Raw genomic sequence first — 23,300 nt, 5'->3', positions numbered from 1 at the left:
TCGAACGAAGGTTGGTATTTATCACTGCCTTTCTGCAAATTCATTACCTACCTGTCTGTATATCGATAGTAACGTTATATAAAAATCTATACAACGAATATTTGCCTTTTGTTTATTGTGAGCAGCAGAGTGAGCCACTATGAAAACTAAGATCCCCGATGCCGTACTGGCAGCTGAGGTTAGTCGCCGCGGTCTGGTGAAAACGACGGCGATAGGCGGGCTGGCGGTGGCCAGTAGCGCGTTTACCCTGCCATTTACCCGTATTGCAAATGCCGCAGAGGCCCTTAATCCAAAACAGATTAATGAGAAAGTGATCTGGAGCGCGTGTACGGTGAACTGTGGTAGCCGCTGCCCGCTGCGTATGCATGTGGTAGACGGTGAAATAAAGTATGTCGAAACCGACAACACCGGTGATGACAACTATGATGGTCTGCACCAGGTACGCGCCTGTCTGCGTGGGCGCTCCATGCGTCGTCGCGTCTATAATCCCGATCGTCTGAAATATCCGATGAAACGCGTCGGTAAGCGCGGTGAAGGTAAGTTTGAGCGTATCAGCTGGGATGAAGCCTACGAAATCATTGCCAGTAATATGCAGCGTCTTATTAAAGACTACGGCAACGAGTCTATCTATCTGAACTACGGTACCGGTACGCTGGGGGGCACCATGACGCGCTCCTGGCCGCCGGGCAAAACGCTGGTGGCACGGTTGATGAACTGCTGCGGCGGTTACCTGAACCACTACGGGGATTACTCTTCTGCGCAGATCGCTGCCGGGTTGAACTATACCTATGGCGGTTGGGCAGACGGCAACAGCCCGTCCGACATTGAAAACAGCAAGCTGGTGGTCCTGTTTGGTAATAACCCTGGTGAAACGCGTATGAGCGGGGGCGGGGTAACCTATTACCTTGAACAGGCGCGACAGAAATCCAATGCTCGTATGATTATTATCGATCCCCGCTACACGGATACCGGCGCGGGCCGAGAAGATGAATGGATCCCGATCCGTCCAGGCACCGATGCGGCGCTGGTTAATGGTCTGGCGTATGTCCTGATCACCGAAAACATGGTTGATCAACCGTTCCTCGACAAATACTGCGTGGGTTACGACGAGAAAACCTTACCGGCCGACGCGCCTAAGAACGGTCACTATAAGGCATATATTCTTGGGCAGGGCAAAGATGGTATTGCCAAGACGCCTGAGTGGGCGGCGCAGATTACTGGCATTCCCGCTGAACGTATTGTCAAACTGGCTCGTGAAATTGGTAGCGCAAAACCGGCATACATCAGTCAGGGGTGGGGGCCGCAGCGTCACGCCAATGGTGAAATAGCGACTCGCGCTATTTCTATGCTGGCTATCCTGACCGGTAACGTTGGCATCAACGGCGGCAATAGCGGGGCACGTGAAGGCTCATACAGTTTGCCGTTTGAGCGTATGCCTACGTTGGAAAACCCTGTAGAAACCAGCATCTCGATGTTTATGTGGACGGACGCGATTGAGCGAGGCCCGGAGATGACGGCCCTGCGTGACGGTGTGCGCGGCAAAGACAAGCTTGATGTTCCCATTAAGATGATCTGGAACTATGCTGGTAACTGTTTAATTAACCAGCACTCTGACATCAACCGTACGCATGAAATCCTGCAGGATGAGAAGAAGTGCGAGATGATCGTCGTCATCGACTGTCATATGACTTCCTCGGCTAAATATGCGGATATTTTGCTACCGGATTGCACTGCCTCCGAACAGATGGACTTCGCGCTGGATGCCTCATGCGGGAATATGTCCTATGTGATTTTCACCGATCAGGCAATTAAACCACGCTTCGAATGCAAGACTATCTACCAGATGACCAGTGAACTGGCGAAACGCCTTGGCGTTGAGCAGCAGTTTACAGAAGGTCGAACTCAGGAAGAGTGGATGCGTCATCTCTACGAGCAGTCACGCAAAGCGATTCCTGAACTGCCAACGTTTGAAGAATTCCGTAAGCAAGGGATCTTTAAACAGCGCGACCCACAAGGGCATCACGTCGCGTACAAAGCGTTCCGTGAAGATCCTAACGCTAATCCGTTGACCACCCCGTCAGGTAAGATCGAAATTTATTCGCAACAGCTTGCCGAAATTGCGGCAACCTGGGAACTGCCGGAAGGTGATGTGATCGATCCGTTGCCGATTTATACCCCTGGATTTGAAAGCCTGAACGATCCGTTGGTGGAGAAATTCCCTCTGCAACTGACCGGCTTCCATTACAAGTCTCGTGTCCATTCGACCTATGGCAACGTGGATGTTCTAAAAGCATCCTGCCGTCAGGAAATGTGGATCAACCCTATGGATGCGCAGCGACGCGGCATTAACAACGGCGACAAGGTGCGTATCTTTAACGATCGTGGTGAAGTGCATATCGAGGCGAAAGTGACGCCGCGTATGATGCCTGGTGTGGTGGCATTAGGCGAAGGCGCCTGGTATGACCCGGATGCAAAACGCGTGGATCAGGGCGGTTGCATTAACGTCCTGACAACTCAGCGTCCGTCTCCTCTCGCGAAGGGGAACCCGTCACACACGAACCTTGTTCAGGTTGAAAAGGCGTAAGGAGTAACCGATGACAACCCAGTATGGATTTTTTATTGATTCCAGCCGTTGCACCGGTTGCAAAACCTGCGAACTGGCCTGCAAAGATTTCAAAAATTTAACCCCGGAGGTCAGCTTCCGCCGCATTTATGAGTATGCAGGCGGTGACTGGCAGGAGGACAACGGCGTCTGGCATCAGAATGTCTTTGCCTATTACCTCTCCATTGCCTGTAACCACTGTGAGGATCCGGCCTGTACCAAGGTATGTCCGAGCGGCGCGATGCACAAACGTGAAGATGGTTTTGTCGTTGTCGATGAAGACGTGTGCATTGGCTGTCGGTATTGCCACATGGCCTGTCCTTACGGTGCGCCGCAGTACAATGCTGAAAAAGGGCATATGACAAAATGTGACGGCTGCCATGAGCGTGTCGCTGAAGGCAAGAAACCTATCTGTGTCGAATCCTGCCCGTTGCGTGCGCTGGATTTTGGCCCGATTGAAGAGCTGCGCAAAAAGCATGGTTCCCTGGCTGCGGTTGCGCCACTGCCGGGTGCGCACTTTACCAAACCAAGTATTGTCATCAAACCTAACGCCAATAGCCGCCCGACCGGGGATACCACAGGTTATCTGGCTAATCCGAAGGAGGTGTAAGATGGGAAGTGGATGGCATGAATGGCCGCTGATGATCTTCACGGTCTTCGGACAGTGTGTGGTTGGTGGCTTTATTGTTCTGGCGCTGGCGCTGATGAAAGGGGACTTACGTCCTGAAACGCAGCAGCGCGTGATCGCCTGCATGTTTGGACTGTGGGTATTGATGGGTATTGGCTTTATTGCTTCTATGCTTCATCTGGGCTCGCCGATGCGCGCCTTTAACTCACTCAATCGTGTAGGGTCTTCGGCGTTGAGTAACGAAATTGCCAGCGGCTCCATCTTCTTTGCCGTTGGTGGTATCGGCTGGCTGCTGGCCACGTTGAAAAAAATGTCGCCCGCGTTACGCAATCTGTGGTTAGTTGTCACCATGGTACTGGGCGTGATTTTTGTCTGGATGATGGTACGTGTGTATAACACTATCGATACTGTGCCGACCTGGTACAGCGTCTGGACACCGTTGGGCTTCTTCCTGACGATGTTTATGGGCGGTCCGCTGCTGGGGTATCTGTTACTGAGAATTGCCGGTGTTGACGGTTGGGCGATGCGCTTGCTGCCGGCTATCTCAGTGCTTGCACTGGTGGTGAGCGCCATCATGTCAGTAATGCAGGGGGCTGAACTGGCGACGATCCACAGTTCGATTCAGCAGGCGTCTGCGCTGGTTCCGGATTACGGATCGCTCATGGCGTGGCGGATTGTGGCGCTGGCATTAGCGCTGTGCTGCTGGATTGTACCGCAAGTGAAGGGTTACCAGCCTGCAGTTCCGTTGCTTTCCGTCGCATTTATTCTGTTGCTTGTTGGAGAGTTAATAGGTCGTGGCGTGTTCTACGGCCTGCATATGACCGTTGGTATGGCGGTAGCGAGCTAAATGATAAACCGGGGCTTAGCCCCGGTTTTTTACTTCTGTTTCGTTAACGTGTCGTAGCTGGTCATCAGATTGCGATAATCGGGGATGTGGTTAGAGAACAACGTTGCCAGCCCCTCGATATCGTTGCGCCAGTCGCGGTGCAGCTCGCATGCGACGCCAAACCACGTCATCAGTTGAGCACCGGCCTGCGACATCCGATCCCATGCTGAATGGCGGGTAATTTCATTAAATGTGCCTGAGGCATCGGTGACAACAAAGACGTCAAAACCTTCTTCAATAGCCGAGAGCGCAGGGAAGGCAACGCAAACTTCCGTCACGACGCCGGCGATAATCAGCTGTTTTTTGCCGGTCGCTTTCACCGCTTTCACGAAATCTTCATTATCCCACGCGTTAATGTTTCCGGGGCGAGCAATATAGGGCGCGTCGGGAAATTGCGCTTTTAGCTCCGGCACCAGCGGCCCATTGGGTCCGGTCTCAAAACTGGTTGTCAGAATGGTCGGGAGTTTGAAGTATTTTGCTAAGTCACCGAGGGCAAGCACGTTATTTTTAAATTTATCGGGATCGATATCCCGAACCAGAGAGAGCAGGCCAGCCTGATGGTCGACCAGCAGTACTGCCGCATTATCTTTATCAAGTCTCACGTAAGGTTTAGTCATGATATTTCTCCTGTTCAGCATCAGTGGGGAAAATTTGATGAGTTTAAGTCTACAGAGAGAGCGAAATTTGGATTAGATAGGTAAAAAGGAACTCACAGTTCTATTTTGAGGACAATGCAGGTTTGCATCCCGCATAGAGTTTAGTAAGAAATAAAAGCACGGGGAGTCCATGAAATTTTTCGACTGAACGGAACGCGAGATTTTTGTTTTAGATCAATAAAAACAAGCAGATGTGTTTTTAAGCTTTTTATCTATTCACATTAAGAATCAGTAATGCAAATCGATCGGCCAGAAAGCGCCACAGCCCTCTGATTACGCCGATTGACAATGTTTTTGGCAGTGGCATGATGCGCATGAAATTTGAACTTCCTCACGGTTTTTATTCATGTCCACCTATACTCGTCCCGTCATGCTGCTGCTGTGCGGGCTGCTTCTGTTGACCCTGGCGATCGCCGTGTTAAACACGCTCGTCCCGCTTTGGCTCGCCCATGAAAACCTGCCCACCTGGCAGGTAGGCGTGGTGAGCTCGTCTTACTTTACCGGTAATCTGGTAGGGACGTTGTTGACCGGGTATTTAATCAAACACCTTGGCTTTAATCGCAGCTATTACATCGCCTCGTTTATTTTTGCTGCGGGTTGTGTCGGGTTGGGGATTATGGTGGGATTCTGGAGCTGGATGACCTGGCGCTTTATCGCCGGTGTTGGCTGCGCCATGATTTGGGTGGTGGTGGAAAGCGCGCTGATGTGCAGCGGGACTTCGCGTAATCGCGGACGTTTACTTGCCGCCTATATGATGATCTATTATGTGGGGACGTTTTTAGGCCAGCTGCTGGTGAGTAAAGTATCCACGGAATTGATGAACGTCCTGCCGTGGGTGACAGGGACTATCCTGGCTGGTGTTTTGCCACTGCTCTTTACTCGCATTGCCAATCAGCAGGGTGATGAGCAGAAGTCCACACCTATTGTCTCCATGCTGAAACTGCGACAGGCGCGCCTGGGCGTGAATGGCTGTATCATTTCCGGGATTGTGCTGGGGTCTTTGTATGGCCTGATGCCGCTGTATCTCAACCATCAGGGAGTGAGCAACGCCAGTATTGGCTTCTGGATGGCTGTTCTGGTTAGTGCCGGAATTCTGGGACAGTGGCCGATTGGCCGCCTGGCGGATAAGTTGGGACGCCTGTTGGTTTTACGCGTCCAGGTTTTCGTGGTCATCGTTGGCAGTATCGCCATGCTAAATCAGGCGGCGATGGCGCCCGCATTGTTTATGTTGGGTGCTGCAGGTTTTACCCTCTATCCGGTGGCGATGGCCTGGGCCTGTGAAAAGGTGGAACATCATCAGCTGGTCGCCATGAATCAGGCATTGTTATTAAGCTATACCGTGGGCAGCCTGCTTGGTCCTTCATTTACCGCGATGCTGATGCAAAATTATTCAGATAGCTTGCTGTTTATCATGATCGCCAGCGTATCGTTTATTTATTTACTGATGCTGTTACGTAAAACGGGCCATACGCCCAATTCTATTGCGCATGTTTGATCTGATTTAACACAAACCGACCAGGTTCCCATACATATTGTTTATGTATGCTTTATGTGGACCTGGTATTATTTAATCGCACGCATCTGTCCTGAAAATAAAGTGTGCAGAAGGTTATAGTTTTACATCCCGCCGTTTCCGCTCGTTCATTTTAACGCGCATAATCCCACGCCTTATATATTAATACTCAAAAAGCTTCTACGAAGGATCGCGTATGGCTGGTGTGCAGGAAAAACAATTGCGATGGTACAACATCGCATTGATGTCGTTTATCACCGTTTGGGGTTTTGGCAACGTTGTTAACAACTATGCTAATCAGGGACTGGTTGTTGTCTCCTCATGGATATTTATTTTTGCGCTCTATTTTATTCCCTATGCGCTGATTGTTGGACAACTTGGTTCTACCTTTAAAGATGGGAAAGGCGGGGTCAGTACCTGGATTAAGCACACGATGGGGCCAGGCCTTGCCTATCTTGCTGCATGGACCTATTGGGTCGTGCATATTCCTTATCTGGCGCAAAAGCCGCAGGCCATTCTGATTGCGCTGGGATGGGCGCTAAAAGGCGATGGGTCACTGATAAAAGAGTATACCGTTGTGGCCCTGCAAGGACTGACGCTGGCGCTATTTGTCTTTTTCATGTGGGTTGCGTCCCGTGGTATGAAATCACTGAAAATTGTGGGCTCAGTGGCGGGCATCGCGATGTTCGTGATGTCTATTCTGTATGTCGTGATGGCGGTAACTGCTCCGGCGATCACCGATGTGCAGATAGCAACAACCAATATCACATGGGAATCGTTCATCCCGCATATCGATTTTACCTATATTACCACGATCTCAATGCTGGTCTTTGCCGTTGGCGGCGCCGAGAAAATATCACCTTACGTTAATCAGACACGTAATCCGGGCAAAGAATTTCCGAAAGGGATGCTCGTCCTGGCGGTGATGGTGGCAGTGTGTGCGATCCTCGGGTCGCTGGCCATGGGGATGATGTTTGACTCCCGGCATATTCCTGATGATCTCATGACCAATGGTCAATATTACGCCTTCCAGAAATTGGGCGAGTATTATGGTATGGGTAACTCGCTGATGGTTATTTACGCTATTGCCAACACATTAGGACAGATCGCGGCATTAGTATTTTCTATTGATGCACCGCTTAAAGTTCTGCTGGGCGATGCGGATCGTAAATATATTCCGGAAAGCCTGTGTAAAACCAATGCCTCGGGGACACCGGTCAATGGTTATATTCTGACGCTGGTGCTGGTAGCGATTTTGATTATGTTGCCAACCCTGGGGATTGGCGACATGAACAATCTCTACAAGTGGTTGCTAAATCTCAATTCAGTCGTGATGCCATTGCGTTATCTATGGGTGTTTGTGGCGTTTATTGCTGTTATTCGCCTGGCGCAGAAGTATAAGCCGGAATATGTCTTTATCCGGAATCGATCGCTGGCGATGACGGTGGGGATCTGGTGCTTCGCTTTTACCGCATTTGCTTGTCTGACCGGGATCTTCCCGAAAATGGAAGCCTTTACCCCTGAGTGGACATTCCAGCTCACGCTGAATATCGTGACGCCGTTTGTGCTGGTAGGATTGGGGTTGATTTTCCCGCTACTGGCGAGAAGAGGGCGCTAAGGTAGAGTCTGGTGGGTAACGGGTCCGTTACCCACCATAAATATCAATACATCACTTTATGTCCATATTGCTCGAGAATGCCTTTCACGCGCTCCATGGTCTCTTTCTTCGGCGGCTTAACGCCGTCCAGCTTGTACTCTTCACCCATCGCCACCCATTTGTGCTTGCCCAGTTCGTGGTAAGGCAGCAGCTCGATTTTTTCGACGTTGCCCATATCGCGGGTAAACTCGCCCAGGCGGTGTGCGGAATCGTCATCGTCAGACCAGCCAGGCACGACTACGTAGCGGATCCAAACCTTGATATCTTTGTTAGACAAATAGCGAGCGAACTCCAGCGTACGATGGTTAGATACGCCTACCAGATTCTGATGGATTTCATCGTTCATCTGTTTGAGATCGAGCATTACCAGGTCGGTGACTTCCAGCAGTTCATCAATCACCGGATCGTAGCGGCGAACAAAACCGTTGGTATCCAGACAGGTATGAATGCCTTCTTTTTTACAGGCGCGGAACCAGTCACGTACGAATTCAGCTTGCAGGATAGCCTCACCGCCGGACGCTGTCACACCGCCGCCGGAAGCGTTCATAAAGTGGCGATAGGTCACGACCTCTTTCATTAATTCATCGACGGTGACTTCTTTACCGCCGTGCGTATCCCATGTGTCGCGGTTGTGGCAATACAGGCAGCGCATCAGGCAGCCCTGGAAAAAGGTAATAAAACGGATGCCCGGGCCATCAACAGTGCCACAGGATTCAAAGGAGTGAATGCGACCAATAACTGACATTGCGGTGTTTCTCCAGGTGTGGCCCATCCGGGGCCAGTGTTAGTGCACAGTTATTAACTGTGTCGAGTCTGTTTTGGCTGATATCCATAAGTATAGATAGCTGACAAAGCAGGCTATTAAAAAGGCCCCACTTACGTGGAGCCTTTATTGTACGCTTTTTAAAGTACGATTTCAGTCAAAACCAATTACATGGTCTGAGTGAAGGTACGAGTAATAACGTCCTGCTGCTGTTCTTTAGTCAGGGAGTTAAAACGTACTGCGTAGCCAGAAACACGGATGGTCAGCTGCGGATATTTTTCCGGATGTTCCATCGCATCCAGCAGCATTTCACGGTTCATGACGTTCACGTTCAGGTGCTGACCACCTTCGATGGATGCTTCGTGGTGGAAGTAGCCATCCATCAGACCAGCCAGGTTGGTCTTACGAACTTCGTCGTCTTTACCCAGTGCGTTCGGAACGATAGAGAAGGTGTAAGAGATACCATCTTTAGCGTATGCAAACGGCAGTTTAGCAACGGAGGTCAGAGAGGCAACAGCACCTTTCTGGTCACGACCGTGCATTGGGTTAGCACCCGGTCCGAATGGCGCGCCAGCACGACGACCGTCTGGGGTGTTACCCGTTTTCTTACCATAAACCACGTTAGAGGTGATGGTCAGAACAGACTGAGTCGGGATAGCGTTACGATAAGTAGTCAGTTTCTGAATTTTCTTCATGAAACGTTCTACCAGATCAACCGCCATGTCATCAACGCGAGAGTCGTTGTTACCAAACTGCGGGTATTCGCCTTCGATTTCGAAGTCGATAGCCAGACCGTCTTCGTCACGAATCGGCTTAACTTTCGCATATTTGATTGCAGACAGGGAGTCAGCAGCGACGGACAGACCAGCGATACCACACGCCATGGTGCGGATAACGTCACGGTCATGCAGTGCCATCAGAGAGGCTTCGTAGCTGTACTTGTCGTGCATGTAATGGATAACGTTCAGTGCGGTGACGTACTGTTTAGCCAGCCAGTCCATGAAGTGATCCATGCGGTCCATCACTTCGTCGAAGTTCAGAACGTCGCCTTTGATCGGTTCAGATTTAGGACCAACCTGCATTTTCAGTTTTTCATCAACGCCGCCGTTGATTGCGTACAGCATGGTTTTCGCCAGGTTTGCACGCGCACCGAAGAACTGCATTTGTTTACCAACAACCATCGGGCTTACGCAGCAAGCGATAGCGTAATCGTCGTTGTTGAAGTCCGGACGCATCAGGTCATCGTTCTCGTACTGCAGAGAAGAGGTGTCGATGGACACTTTAGCGGCGAATTTCTTGAAGTTCAGAGGCAGTTTTTCAGACCACAGAACGGTGATGTTCGGCTCCGGAGAAGGACCCATGGTGTACAGGGTGTTCAGGAAGCGGAAGCTGTTTTTGGTAACCAGAGTACGGCCATCAACGCCCATACCACCGATAGATTCAGTTGCCCAGATTGGGTCACCGGAGAACAGTTCATCGTATTCTGGGGTACGCAGGAAGCGAACCATACGCAGTTTCATGACCAGGTGGTCAATCATTTCCTGAGCGTCTTGTTCGGTGATTTTGCCTGCTTTCAGATCGCGTTCGATGTAAGCATCCAGGAAGGTGGATACGCGACCGAAGGACATTGCTGCGCCGTTCTGAGATTTAACCGCGGCCAGGTAGCCGAAGTAAGTCCACTGGATAGCTTCCTGAGCGTTGGTAGCCGGACCAGAGATATCGCAGCCATATTTAGCAGCCATTTCTTTGATCTGACCCAGTGCGCGGTGCTGTTCAGCGATTTCTTCACGCAGACGGATAGTTGCTTCCAGGTTTACGCCGTTTTCCAGATCGGACTGCAGAGAGACGAACTGAGCGTATTTGTCTTTCATCAGGTAGTCGATACCGTACAGCGCAACGCGACGGTAGTCACCGATGATACGGCCACGGCCATACGCATCTGGCAGACCAGTCAGAACACCGGATTTACGGCAGTTCAGAATGTCTTTGGTGTAAACATCGAATACGCCCTGGTTGTGGGTTTTGCGGTATTCGGTGAAGATTTTTTTCAGCATCGGGTCCAGTTCGCGGTTGTACGCTTTGCAGGAACCTTCAACCATTTTGATGCCGCCAAACGGAATGATCGCACGTTTCAGCGGAGCTTCAGTCTGCAGACCAACAATTTTCTCGAGCGCTTTGTTGATGTAGCCAGCGTCGTGAGAAGTGATGGTAGAAGCAACGGAGGTGTCAAAGTCAACAGGCGCGTGAGTGCGGTTTTCCTGTTTAACGCCTTCCATCACGCTGTCCCACAGTGCAGTGGTCGCATCAGTTGCGCCAGCCAGGAAGGACTCGTCACCCTCATATGGAGTGTAGTTTTTCTGAATGAAGTCACGTACGTTTACTTCATTCTGCCAGTCACCTTTGGTAAAACCTTCCCAGGCTGTGGCTAACTTTTCATTAAGCTCGGACATGTAACACCTACCTTCTTAAGTGGATTTTTTATTTACTGCGTGTAATGGGCATCATCAGATTAATGATGATCGTTACCACGCAGATAAATGACCCAGTATGTCAACCCGACCAACAAACCGCCGCCGATAATGTTACCGATCGTAACCGGAATCAGGTTATCGGTGATGAAATTCATCACGGTCAGGTGAGAAAAATTCTCCGGAGAAGACCCAACAGCGGTCCAGAATTCCGGGGTGGCGAAATCGCGTATTACAATACCCATAGGGATCATAAACATGTTTGCGATACTGTGCTCAAAACCGCTGGCAACAAACATTGCGACCGGTAATACCATGATAAACGCTTTGTCCATCAGGCTGCGGCCAGAGTAGCTCATCCATACCGCCAGGCACACCATCAGGTTAGCCAGGATGCCAAGGCTTACTGCCTCAACAAAAGTATGGTGCACTTTGTGGTCGGCTGTTTGCAGGACGTTGAGCCCCCACGCGCCGTTGGCGGTCATGTATTCGCCGGAAAGCCACATCAGTAGCACGAAGAGCAAGCAACCCACCAGGTTACCGACATACACGTTAAGCCAGTTTTTAGCCAATTGGCCCCAGGTAATACGACCACTGGCTTTTGCTACGACAATCAATACGGTTGAGGTGAAGAGGTCTGCGCCGCAGACAACGCAAAGAATCAGCCCCAGGGAAAAGCAGATACCACCTACTAATTTTGCCATGCCGAAAGGCATAGTTCCGGTACCGGTTGTTGCGGTGATATAGAAAACAAAGGCAATTGAAATGAATACACCGGCAGTAATTGCCAGATAGAACGTCTTAAGCGGATGTTTCGTTGCTTTATAGACGCCTGCTTCTTCGGCAACTTTGGCCATTGCAGCAGGAAGAATAAGATCAAAAGGGTTGTCAGCTTTCACACTAACTCTCTCTTTATTAAGTCGGCGACGAGATACTAACAAAGCATTATAGATGAGAATTTGATATAGATCATATCTCGCCTGGCTTATAGGCCCGTAAGACGCATGGTTTTTATGCGATTACGGAGTAACTTGTTGATTATCCACGTAAAAATAAATTTTAAAAATTATAAAGTGAGTTGAATTTTTTCTTTTTGTCTCCTGTTAGACGGTTAATTAAAATGGAGTAATTGAGATAAAAAACTGCATTAATACGCTAATTTTTTTAATATCAACTACTAATATTTAACCTTGTTTTTACATTTATTTTCCGATTTGACCAAAATAAAAAAACAGGGCGCTTAAAGCGCCCCGTAATATATCCCAGACAAAACTTTTAGCCTACTTAGCGCAGGCTGACTGTCATTATTTTGACCAATGTGCCGCTTTCGCGCGCTGTAGTTTTTCATAGGCTTTCAGCAGAGACTGATGCGCCGGGAAAGCCTGCAGATCGCTATCAACGGTTTGCAACCCGTAGAATGGCGCTTCGCCACTCAATGCTGCACTTGCCGCTTCAACCGCCTCGGCACCGTACATGCGGACAAACGCATTCAGATATTGCAGCGGCTGACGATCTTCTTCCTGAGAGAGCAGAAGCAGCGTTTGCAGACAGCGGTAGTAGTTGGCACGTTCAGCGCTAAAGACGGAGGCATTGAATTCCATCGTCCATTCTGTCCAGACCAGCGCCTGCTCCAGGTCGCCACCGGCCAGCGCCAGCATCACTTTTAGCTCGCCAATACGCAGGGTGTACCAACCGTTATCCGCGCCGGTTGCCAGACCAAGTAGTTCGCGGACGCGGGTGAAGTCGTCAAAGCCTTCTTCATCCAGTTGTTCGATCAGGTTGAGATAGTCTTCTTTATCCCATTCACTTCCCGGCAGAGAGAGGATGGTGTCACGCAGATGGGCGCCCATGGCGTTGTTGGCTAACCACAGATCTTCAGCCGGGTAGATGTCAGACATTCCCGGAACAATAATGCGGCAGGCGTAAACGCTCAGATGCTCATAGTCGGCGATATACACTTCTTTATCTTCAGCATTGAAGATAGTCATCAGGGTGGCGAACTCTTCTTCCGTGGTGCCAGAGAAATTCCAGTCAACGAACGGATAGTCGGCATCCTGCTTGAACAGATCCCATGAAATCAGACCGCTGGAATCAATGAAGTGGGTTTCAAGGTTAGTGTGTTCAGCCACTTCTTCGTCGTCAAAAGTCGGTGGGGTGAAGACATCAAGGTCTTTCAGACCACGGCCCTGCAACAGTTCAGTGACGGTACGCTCCAGTGCTACGCCGAAATCCGGGTGCGCGCCGAAGGAGGCAAAGCAGGTACCGTTCGCCGGGTTGAACAGGACAACGCAAATCACCGGATACTTGCCGCCCAGCGAGCCATCGTAGGCGAAAATTGGGAAACCTTCCGCTTCCAGTTTGGCGATGGACTCCACCACAGCCGGATAGCGCGCCATGACTTCGGCCGGGATTTCCGGCAGGCTGATGCTTTCCGCAATAATGCGGTTCTTCACATGACGCTCAAAGACTTCAGACAGGCCCTGAACGCGAGCTTCGTTTCGCGTGTTACCCGCAGACATGCCGTTAGAAACATACAGGTTGCCGATAATATTCATCGGTATATAGACGGTCTGGTTATCAGACTGGCGGGTAAACGGCAGACCGCAGACGCCACGTTCTTCATTACCGGACTGTAGATCGATAAGCATGCTGCCAGTCAGTTCGTTTTCTGGATCGTAAAACGCTCGCAGTCGTGCATCCAGCAGACCTTCTGGTACATCGTCGTTTTCAGTCAGCGGGAACCATTTTTCGTTCGGGTAATGCACGAACGGACCGTTGGCGATGGTTTCACCCAGCCAGAAATCCGCAAAGAAGTAGTTAGTCGACAGACGCTCAAAGTATTCCCCCAACGCGGAAGCCAGTGCCGCTTTTTTTGTCGCGCCTTTCCCGTTGGTAAAGCACAACGCGCATTCTTTGTCGCGAATATGTACAGACCAGACGTTAGGGACGGGATTCAACCACGAGGCTTCCTCAATTTGAAAACCAAGGTCGAGCAATTTTTGCTGGAAGCGAGCGATGGAGTCTTCCAGAGCGGCATCTTTGCCGGGGATAAATGTTTGCGTCATGAAAATCACTTTTGTCGTACGGAAAGCGCGCAATGATACGGGTTTTCAATGAACGGCGCTATCGTCGCCGGATTCCAGGCGTAAATAAAAGCATTAGCTATGCTTTCTTACAGCCAACCACGTTTAGAGCATATTAATGAAAGCATTCGATTTACACCGTATGGCGCTTGATAAAGTGCCGATGGATTTTCTGGGCGAAGTTGCTTTGCGCAGCCTCTATACCTTTATATTGGTTTTTCTGTTTTTAAAAATCACCGGACGTCGCGGCGTACGTCAGATGTCGCTTTTTGAAGTCCTGATCATCCTTACGCTGGGTTCCGCAGCGGGAGACGTGGCGTTTTATGATGATGTTCCAATGCTGCCGGTGCTAGTGGTCTTTATTACCCTTGCAGTGCTGTACCGGTTGGTAATGTGGTTGATGGCACACAGCGAAAAAATGGAGGATTTGCTGGAGGGGAAGCCCGTTGTGATCATTGAGGATGGTGAGCTGGCATGGTCAAAGCTCAATAGCGCCAATATGACGGAATTCGAGTTCTTTATGGAATTGCGTTTGAACGGCGTAGAGCAATTAGGACAGGTGAAACTGGCCATTCTGGAAACGAACGGGCAAATCAGCGTCTATTTCTATGCCAATGAAGATGTAAAGCCGGGACTCAGTATTCTGCCAAAACGCTGTACGCAACGCTTTAAGATAATGCCTGAAGCTGGGGACTATGCCTGCATACGTTGCAGTGAAGTGGTGCAAATGAATGCCGGCGATCATCAATTATGCCCGCGCTGTGCAAATCCAGAATGGTCGAAGGCCAGTCGGGCAAAACGGGTTACCTGACAGCGAAAATCTCGGTTTTTACCCGTCAATCCGATAGATTCTGTTGTGTGACCAACGACACATTTTTACCCTGGTCATTTTTACCCATTGCGGCGCGTGTCACTGAATGATAAAACCGATATCCACAGGAATAACTTATACCAATATCTGTCACCGGATTATCGTCAATGACAGGATGTTGATTGGACAACAACACAACGTGGTGAGGGGAAATGGCTCAGGTCTTCAATTTTAGTTCAGGTCCGGCAATGCTACCGGCAGAAGTACTTAAACTGGCTCAACAGGATCTTCGCGACTGGAACGGTCTTGGCACGTCGGTGATGGAAATTAGCCACCGTGGCAAAGAATTCATTCAAGTCGCAGAGGAAGCAGAGCAGGATTTTCGCGATCTTCTCAGTATCCCCTCCAACTATAAAGTGTTGTTCTGCCATGGCGGTGGCCGTGGGCAATTCGCGGGTATCCCGTTAAATATTCTGGGTGACAAAACCACGGCGGATTACGTGGATGCTGGGTATTGGGCCGCCAGTGCAATTAAAGAAGCGAAGAAGTACTGTACGCCAAACGTTATCGACGCCAAAGTCACCGTTGACGGACTGCGTGCCGTTAAGCCGATGAGTGAATGGCAGCTTTCTGACAATGCGGCGTACTTGCACTATTGCCCGAATGAAACCATCGATGGCATTGCGATCGATGAAACGCCGAATTTTGCCAGCGGCGTGGTGGTTACGGCGGATCTGTCCTCGACCATTCTTTCCGCACCGATTGACGTTAGCCGCTATGGCGTAATTTATGCCGGAGCGCAGAAAAACATTGGCCCGGCGGGGCTGACGATTGTCATCGTGCGTGAAGATTTGCTGGGTAAGGCCCATGTGTCTTGCCCGTCAATCCTCGATTATACCGTGCTGAATGACAACGACTCCATGTTTAATACGCCGCCAACTTTTGCCTGGTATCTGTCTGGCCTGGTCTTTAAATGGCTGAAAGAGCAGGGCGGTGTTAACGCGATGGATAAAATTAACCAGCAAAAAGCGGAACTGCTGTATGGCGTAATCGATAACAGCGATTTCTACCGTAATGACGTGGCGAAATCGAACCGTTCTCGCATGAACGTCCCGTTCCAGTTGGCTGATAGCACGCTGGATAAACTCTTCCTGGAAGAGTCTTTCGCTGCGGGCCTGCATGCGCTGAAAGGGCATCGTGTGGTCGGCGGTATGCGCGCGTCCATCTACAATGCAATGCCGCTGGAAGGTGTAAAAGCGCTGACCGATTTCATGGTCGATTTCGAGCGTCGCCGCGGTTAATCAGCTTTATTTTCATCCCCACAGCCAACCTGTGGGGTTTTTATGTCTGTTTTTGAGAGTCGAGTTTCATGGAATCCCTGACGTTACAACCCATTGCGCGGGTGGATGGCACCATCAATCTGCCTGGATCCAAAAGTGTTTCTAACCGCGCTTTGCTGCTGGCTGCATTAGCAAATGGCACCACTGTTCTGACCAACCTGTTGGACAGCGATGATGTCCGCCATATGCTTAATGCTCTGAATGCGTTAGGGATTATCTATACCCTTTCAGCCGATCGCACGCGTTGCGAGATAATCGGTAATGGCGGTGCGCTGCATGCAGAAGGTGCTGTGGAGCTGTTCCTTGGCAATGCCGGAACCGCAATGCGCCCGCTGGCCGCAGCGCTGTGCCTGGGCAACAATGACATCGTGCTGACGGGCGAACCGCGCATGAAAGAGCGCCCGATTGGTCATTTGGTTGATGCGCTACGCCAGGGCGGAGCCAACATTGAATACCTGGAGCAGGAAAACTATCCGCCTTTACGTCTGCGCGGTGGTTTCACCGGAGGACAGGTTGAGGTTGACGGCAGCGTATCCAGCCAGTTCCTCACGGCATTGCTGATGACTGCGCCGCTGGCGCCGCAGGACACGACGATCGTCATTAAAGGCGAGCTGGTATCCAAACCTTACATTGATATCACACTGAACCTGATGAAAACGTTTGGTGTCGAAATTGAGAATCAGAACTACCAGCGCTTTGTCGTGCAGGGTCAGCAGCAGTATCAGTCGCCGGGTGCATATCTGGTTGAAGGTGATGCTTCATCAGCTTCCTATTTTCTCGCGGCAGGCGCTATTAAAGGCGGTACGGTAAAAGTCACCGGGATTGGCCGCAACAGTATGCAGGGTGATATTCGCTTCGCTGATGTACTGGAAAAAATGGGGGCGAAAATCACCTGGGGTGATGACTTTATTGCCTGTACTCACGGTGAGCTGAATGCAGTAGATATGGATATGAACCATATTCCCGATGCGGCGATGACCATTGCCACGGCTGCGTTGTTCGCTAAAGGCACCACAACCTTACGTAATATCTACAACTGGCGCGTCAAAGAGACCGACCGCCTGTTCGCGATGGCGACCGAGTTGCGTAAAGTGGGGGCGACGGTGGAAGAGGGCGAGGACTATATTCGCGTTACACCGCCAGCGACGTTACAGTTTGCAGATATCGCGACCTACAACGATCACCGCATGGCGATGTGTTTCTCGCTGGTGGCGTTGTCTGACACGCCGGTAACCATTCTGGACCCTAAATGTACTGCCAAAACCTTCCCGGATTATTTCGAACAGCTGGCGCGTATTAGTACACCTGTCTGATTTTATTGCCGCACCCTTGGGTGCGGCACATTCCGTCATCTCCGGCTGTCTATTTATTCTACACTCAGCTTCAATGATTCTGCATTTTTCACACAAAGATAACGTTCGTTGTCGTTGGCGCGTATAATGCGCGGCGTTCACGTTAACGTATGCCCGTTTAAGGAGAAAAAGATGACGGCAATTGCCCCGGTTATTACCATTGATGGCCCAAGCGGTGCAGGAAAAGGCACCTTGTGCAAGGCAATGGCGGAAGCATTGCAGTGGCATCTGTTAGATTCAGGCGCGATCTACCGCGTACTGGCGCTCGCAGCGTTGCATCACCATGTTGATGTCACTTCTGAAGATGCTCTGGTACCGCTTGCCTCACACCTGGATGTGCGTTTTATCTCAACGGACGGCAACCTGGAAGTCATTCTGGAAGGCGAAGATGTTAGCGGCGAAATCCGCACCCAGGAAGTGGCGAATGCCGCCTCTCAGGTCGCTGCGTTTCCTCGCGTGCGCGAAGCGCTGTTACGCCGTCAACGCGCATTTCGTGAAGCGCCCGGCCTGATTGCCGACGGGCGTGACATGGGAACCGTGGTGTTCCCGGATGCTCCGGTGAAAATTTTTCTGGACGCCTCCTCGCAAGAACGTGCGCACAGACGTATGCTACAGTTGCAGGAAAAGGGCTTTAGTGTTAACTTTGAACGCCTTTTGGCCGAGATCGAAGAACGCGATTACCGCGATCGTAATCGTGCTGTAGCGCCGCTTGTTCCCGCTGCTGATGCTTTAGTTTTGGATTCAACCCGATTAAGCATTGAGCAAGTGATTGAAAAAGCGTTACAATACGCGCGCCAAAAACTGGCTCTCGCTTAAGTGCGACCGAATTTGCAGTACCCCCGTTGCAATGGATTGACAGCGGGTATGTTAAACAACCCCATCCGGCACGGAGCCAGGTGGACGTTAAATATGAAACCTGAAGATTAAACATGACTGAATCTTTTGCTCAACTGTTTGAAGAATCCTTAAAAGAAATCGAAACCCGTCCGGGTTCCATCGTTCGTGGTGTTGTTGTTGCTATCGACAAAGACGTAGTACTGGTTGACGCTGGTCTGAAATCTGAGTCCGCCATTCCGGCAGAGCAGTTCAAAAACGCCCAGGGCGAGCTGGAAATCCAGGTTGGTGACGAAGTTGACGTTGCTCTGGATGCAGTAGAAGACGGCTTCGGTGAAACCCTGCTGTCCCGTGAAAAAGCTAAACGTCACGAAGCTTGGATCACGCTGGAAAAAGCTTACGAAGAAGCTGCAACCGTTACTGGTGTTATCAATGGCAAAGTCAAGGGTGGCTTCACTGTTGAGCTGAATGGTATTCGCGCGTTCCTGCCGGGTTCTCTGGTAGACGTTCGTCCGGTCCGCGACACGCTGCACCTGGAAGGCAAAGAGCTTGAATTCAAAGTAATCAAGCTGGATCAGAAGCGTAACAACGTTGTTGTTTCCCGTCGTGCCGTTATCGAATCCGAAAACAGCGCAGAACGCGATCAGCTGCTGGAAAACCTGCAGGAAGGCATGGAAGTTAAAGGTATCGTTAAGAACCTCACTGACTACGGTGCATTCGTTGATCTGGGTGGCGTTGACGGCCTGCTGCACATCACCGACATGGCATGGAAACGCGTTAAGCATCCGAGCGAAATCGTAAACGTTGGCGACGAAATCACTGTTAAAGTGCTGAAGTTCGACCGCGAGCGTACTCGTGTATCACTGGGCCTGAAACAGCTGGGCGAAGATCCATGGGTAGCTATCGCTAAGCGTTATCCGGAAGGTACCAAACTGACTGGTCGCGTGACCAACCTGACCGACTACGGCTGCTTCGTTGAAATCGAAGAAGGCGTTGAAGGCCTGGTTCACGTTTCCGAAATGGATTGGACCAACAAAAACATCCACCCGTCCAAAGTTGTTAACGTTGGCGACGTAGTGGAAGTTATGGTTCTGGATATCGACGAAGAACGTCGTCGTATCTCCCTGGGTCTGAAGCAGTGCAAAAACAACCCATGGCAGCAGTTCGCGGAAACCCACAACAAGGGCGACCGTGTTGAAGGTAAAATCAAGTCTATCACTGACTTCGGTATCTTCATCGGCCTGGACGGCGGCATCGACGGCCTGGTTCACCTGTCTGACATCTCCTGGAACGTTGCAGGCGAAGAAGCAGTTCGTGAATACAAAAAAGGCGACGAAATCGCAGCCGTTGTTCTCCAGGTTGACGCAGAGCGTGAGCGTATCTCTCTGGGCGTTAAACAACTCGCAGAAGATCCGTTCAACAACTGGGTTGCACTGAACAAGAAAGGCGCAATCGTAAACGGTAAAGTCACTGCAGTTGACGCTAAAGGCGCAACCGTAGAACTGGCTGACGGCGTTGAAGGTTACCTGCGCGCTTCTGAAGCTTCCCGTGACCGCGTTGAAGATGCAACTCTGGTTCTGAGCGTAGGCGACGACGTTGAAGCGAAATTCACCGGCGTTGATCGTAAGAACCGTGCAATCAGCCTGTCTGTTCGTGCTAAAGACGAAGCTGATGAGAAAGATGCAATCGCAACTGTTAACAAACAGGAAGATGCTAACTTCTCTAACAACGCAATGGCTGAAGCTTTCAAAGCAGCTAAAGGCGAGTAATATCGAGTGCTCTAAATCCTTTGTGCTGTTAACAGCACAAAGGGTGACGAGTAGCTTGACAGATTACAGGATTCGTCCTGTAATCAATGACAAAGGGCGGCTACGGCCGCCCTTAATCAATGCAGCAGCTAATTATGCCTTTAAGGAACCGGAGGAATCATGACCAAGTCAGAATTGATTGAAAGACTTGCAACCCAGCAACCTCATATTCCCGCGAAAGCGGTTGAAGATGCAGTTAAAGAGATGCTGGAACATATGGCCTCGACTCTTGCGCAGGGCGAGCGTATTGAAATCCGCGGTTTCGGCAGCTTCTCTTTGCATTACCGCGCACCACGCACCGGACGTAATCCGAAGACCGGCGATAAAGTGGACCTGGAAGGAAAATACGTTCCGCACTTTAAACCAGGTAAAGAACTGCGCGATCGCGCCAATATTTACGGTTAAGTTTTTAGCGAAACTTAACGCCGAGAAAAGCACCCGCATGGGTGCTTTTTTCATTTCTGTTTGCTACTTCCGGAATCCTCATCCCAGTTAATTTGTACGTTACTTCCGCCGCTAAATGTCAGCGGAACGCACGCCGTATAACGATAAATTGTTGCCAGACAACTGTCGAAGAGTGCTGCACACTCCCTGCTACAGGGAGGTAATTGATGAAAATAACAACGGTTAGTACGTGCGCATTATTCGGCATTCTCCCGCTTATATTATTACCCGTGCTGCCAGGCATGCTGTGCATCAGCGTTGTATTTTGTCTGGCGTGTGTACTCTGTCTTTTTTCCTGTAGGCATTTGCGTTTTGCCGGAATAACCCTACTGTTCTTTCTTTGGGGCATCCTGGCAGCAAAAGATGCTCTGTGGGCTGGTAATACGCTCCCTGCGAAAACCCAGCAAGCTGTTGTGCGGATAACCGGAACTGACAATATGACGACGCACTATGGTCAGATTACGCATCTGCAGGGGAAACGCCTCTTTCCCTCCGTCGGAATTATCCTGTATGGACAGTACTTACCTGGTGACGTTTGTGCGGGTCAGACATGGGCGATGACGCTGAAGGTCCGTGCCGTACACGGCCAATTGAACGAGGGAGGATTTGATAGCCAGCGTTATGCGTTGGCGCAGCACCAACCCTTGACGGGACGATTTTCGCAGGCCTCGGTTATCACACCACAATGTAGCCTGCGAGCGCAGTATCTTGCCTCGTTGAAAACCACGCTTGCTGATTTCTCCTGGCAGCAGGTCATACTGGGGCTGGGAATGGGGGAGCGCTTGTCCGTGTCGCAAGAGGTGAAATACATTATGCGTGATACCGGCACGGCGCATTTGATGGCGATTTCCGGGCTGCATATTGCATTTGCCGCCCTTCTGGCTGCAGGAATAATTCGCGCGGGCCAATTTTTCATGCCAACCAGGTGGATTTGCTGGCAGATTCCGTTAGTAGGGGGGATCGTCTGTGCAACATTCTATGCCTGGCTAACGGGGTTGCAACCCCCGGCATTACGGACGGTTGTTGCGCTGCTGGTCTGGGGGGCGCTAAAACTCAGCGGCAGGCAGTGGAATGGATGGTCGGTGTGGATCTGTTGTCTGGCAGCCATTCTGGTGGTAGATCCTGTCGCCGTTCTTTCACAAAGTCTGTGGTTGTCTGCTTTTGCCGTTGCAGCGCTGCTGTTCTGGTATCAATGGGTTCCTGCGCCAAATTGGCCGTTATCGTTCGTTGGACGTCAATTCCTGGCGCTTGCTCATCTGCAACTGGGCATTACGCTTCTGCTTCTGCCGGTGCAAATCGCGATGTTCCACGGTTTCAGTCTGACCTCTTTTCTGGCGAATTTGTTTGCCGTACCGCTGGTCACGTTTATTGCCGTACCCTTGATATTAGCAGGCATGATCGTGCATTTAACCGGGCTGGTGATGGTTGAATCGGGCCTGTGGTTTTTAGCCGATCGCTCTCTGGCGCTGCTGTTTTGGGGACTCAGGAGCCTGCCTGAAGGGTGGACCAATATTGATGCACGCTGGCAAGGGTTTGCATTTTTACCCGGACTGACGATCATCGCATGGCGCCTAAATATCTTGCGTACGCTACCGGTGGTCTGTTTCACGGTGCTGATTATATTGAGTGGGCCATTCTGGCGTACCTCACGTACTGATGTGTGGCAAGTGCATATGCTGGATGTCGGGCAGGGGCTGGCGATGGTGATTGAGCGTAATGGGAAAGCGCTGCTTTATGATACAGGTCTGGCATGGCCTGAAGGTGATAGCGCGCAACAGCTGATTATTCCCTGGTTACGCTGGCACAATCTGGAGCCGGAAGGGGTAATTTTAAGCCATGAGCATATGGATCACCGGGGCGGGTTAGGCTCGCTGCAGAAAGCCTGGCCGTCGCTATGGATAAGAAGTCCGCTAGGTTGGGAAGGGCATCTGCCCTGTTTTCGCGGGGAAAGTTGGCGATGGCAAGGATTAACCTTTAGTGCGCACTGGCCGGTGCGTGGCAATACAGATGTAGGGAATAACCACTCTTGCGTGGTTAAAGTTGATGATGGGTATCAGAGTATTCTGCTGACCGGCGATATTGAGTCTCCCGCTGAACAAAAAATGCTAAGTCACTACTGGCAGCATCTGCAGTCTACGGTGGTGCAGGTTCCACATCATGGCAGCAATACCTCATCATCACTGGCGTTGATTCAGCGGGTCGGCGGACAGGCTGCGTTAGCCTCAGCATCCCGTTACAATGCCTGGCGTCTACCGTCCTGGAAGGTGAAACAGCGTTATCAACAACAAAATTATCAATGGCTGGATACACCACATCAGGGGCAGATCACGCTGGATTTCTATCAAAACAACTGGCGAATACACAGCTTGCGGGATCAGATTTTACCTCGTTGGTATCATCAGTGGTTTGGCGTGTCGGAGGATAACGGGTAGAATATGCGGCTATTCTAACAAAT

General features: G+C 50.7%; 17 protein-coding genes. 12 read left to right on the top strand and 5 right to left on the bottom strand.

What is annotated here, in order from left to right:
- The first annotated feature begins 139 nt into the window (after positions 1-139).
- The 3 genes from dmsA to ACU8YC_RS08560 are packed head-to-tail and all read left to right on the top strand — an operon-like array spanning position 140 to position 4,077.
- Complete coding sequence (gene dmsA, locus ACU8YC_RS08570) at positions 140-2,584, top strand: dimethylsulfoxide reductase subunit A (protein ID WP_187259767.1); 2,445 nt, start codon at positions 140-142, stop codon at positions 2,582-2,584.
- A gap of 10 nt (positions 2,585-2,594) precedes the next feature.
- On the top strand, positions 2,595-3,212 hold the full coding sequence (locus ACU8YC_RS08565) for a DMSO/selenate family reductase complex B subunit (protein WP_151217916.1): 618 nt from the start codon (positions 2,595-2,597) through the stop codon (positions 3,210-3,212).
- A gap of 1 nt (position 3,213) precedes the next feature.
- Positions 3,214-4,077, top strand: coding sequence for a dimethyl sulfoxide reductase anchor subunit family protein (locus ACU8YC_RS08560; RefSeq protein ID WP_187252723.1), 864 nt, complete (start codon positions 3,214-3,216; stop codon positions 4,075-4,077).
- 29 nt (positions 4,078-4,106) lie between these two features.
- Here the strand turns inward: ACU8YC_RS08560 and ycaC are convergent, their stop codons facing one another.
- A complete protein-coding gene (gene ycaC / locus ACU8YC_RS08555) occupies positions 4,107-4,733 on the bottom strand; it encodes an isochorismate family cysteine hydrolase YcaC (protein WP_016152433.1) in 627 nt (208 codons plus the stop codon).
- A 385-nt stretch (positions 4,734-5,118) separates the two neighbouring features.
- On the opposite strand from ycaC, the gene ACU8YC_RS08550 reads away from it, so the two are divergent.
- Both ACU8YC_RS08550 and ACU8YC_RS08545 read left to right on the top strand, forming a co-directional pair.
- Complete coding sequence (locus ACU8YC_RS08550; RefSeq protein ID WP_187259766.1) at positions 5,119-6,267, top strand: MFS transporter; 1,149 nt, start codon at positions 5,119-5,121, stop codon at positions 6,265-6,267.
- Positions 6,268-6,481: 214 nt separating this feature from the next.
- A complete protein-coding gene (locus ACU8YC_RS08545) occupies positions 6,482-7,903 on the top strand; it encodes an amino acid permease (protein WP_151217918.1) in 1,422 nt (473 codons plus the stop codon).
- A 43-nt stretch (positions 7,904-7,946) separates the two neighbouring features.
- On the opposite strand, the gene pflA is transcribed toward ACU8YC_RS08545, so the two are convergent.
- The 4 genes from pflA to ycaO all read right to left on the bottom strand — a co-directional run bounded on the left by pflA (position 7,947) and on the right by ycaO (position 14,238).
- The gene (pflA, locus tag ACU8YC_RS08540; protein ID WP_003035751.1) at positions 7,947-8,687 is read right to left on the bottom strand and encodes a pyruvate formate lyase 1-activating protein; all 741 of its coding nucleotides are present in this window, start codon (positions 8,685-8,687) and stop codon (positions 7,947-7,949) included.
- A gap of 185 nt (positions 8,688-8,872) precedes the next feature.
- Complete coding sequence (gene pflB / locus ACU8YC_RS08535) at positions 8,873-11,155, bottom strand: formate C-acetyltransferase (protein WP_003035753.1); 2,283 nt, start codon at positions 11,153-11,155, stop codon at positions 8,873-8,875.
- A 59-nt stretch (positions 11,156-11,214) separates the two neighbouring features.
- Positions 11,215-12,072 (bottom strand): formate transporter FocA, encoded by an 858-nt coding sequence (gene focA, locus ACU8YC_RS08530; protein WP_003035756.1) that lies wholly within the window; start codon positions 12,070-12,072, stop codon positions 11,215-11,217.
- Between the two features lie 405 nt (positions 12,073-12,477).
- On the bottom strand, positions 12,478-14,238 hold the full coding sequence (gene ycaO, locus ACU8YC_RS08525) for a 30S ribosomal protein S12 methylthiotransferase accessory factor YcaO (RefSeq protein WP_446895212.1): 1,761 nt from the start codon (positions 14,236-14,238) through the stop codon (positions 12,478-12,480).
- A 136-nt stretch (positions 14,239-14,374) separates the two neighbouring features.
- On the opposite strand from ycaO, the gene ACU8YC_RS08520 reads away from it, so the two are divergent.
- From ACU8YC_RS08520 to ACU8YC_RS08490, 7 genes are all read left to right on the top strand, one after another.
- Positions 14,375-15,067: a DUF421 domain-containing protein gene (locus tag ACU8YC_RS08520; protein ID WP_151225128.1), complete on the top strand. Its 693-nt coding sequence runs from the start codon at positions 14,375-14,377 to the stop codon at positions 15,065-15,067.
- A 212-nt stretch (positions 15,068-15,279) separates the two neighbouring features.
- Positions 15,280-16,368, top strand: a complete 1,089-nt coding sequence (gene serC / locus ACU8YC_RS08515) for a 3-phosphoserine/phosphohydroxythreonine transaminase (protein WP_446895211.1) — start codon at positions 15,280-15,282, stop codon at positions 16,366-16,368.
- 68 nt (positions 16,369-16,436) lie between these two features.
- A complete protein-coding gene (gene aroA, locus ACU8YC_RS08510; RefSeq protein ID WP_446895210.1) occupies positions 16,437-17,720 on the top strand; it encodes a 3-phosphoshikimate 1-carboxyvinyltransferase in 1,284 nt (427 codons plus the stop codon).
- 171 nt (positions 17,721-17,891) lie between these two features.
- On the top strand, positions 17,892-18,575 hold the full coding sequence (gene cmk, locus ACU8YC_RS08505) for a (d)CMP kinase (protein WP_005123561.1): 684 nt from the start codon (positions 17,892-17,894) through the stop codon (positions 18,573-18,575).
- A gap of 113 nt (positions 18,576-18,688) precedes the next feature.
- Complete coding sequence (gene rpsA / locus ACU8YC_RS08500) at positions 18,689-20,362, top strand: 30S ribosomal protein S1 (RefSeq protein ID WP_003035776.1); 1,674 nt, start codon at positions 18,689-18,691, stop codon at positions 20,360-20,362.
- A 159-nt stretch (positions 20,363-20,521) separates the two neighbouring features.
- Positions 20,522-20,806, top strand: coding sequence for an integration host factor subunit beta (ihfB, locus tag ACU8YC_RS08495; RefSeq protein WP_003035780.1), 285 nt, complete (start codon positions 20,522-20,524; stop codon positions 20,804-20,806).
- Positions 20,807-21,012: 206 nt separating this feature from the next.
- Complete coding sequence (locus ACU8YC_RS08490; protein WP_151225130.1) at positions 21,013-23,277, top strand: ComEC family protein; 2,265 nt, start codon at positions 21,013-21,015, stop codon at positions 23,275-23,277.
- Positions 23,278-23,300 lie beyond the last annotated feature (23 nt).

The sequence above is a fragment of the Citrobacter sp. VF227 genome (genome assembly GCF_052950715.1).
Note: the sequence above shows the minus strand (reverse complement) of the source record. Positions and strands in the feature narration are given on the sequence as shown.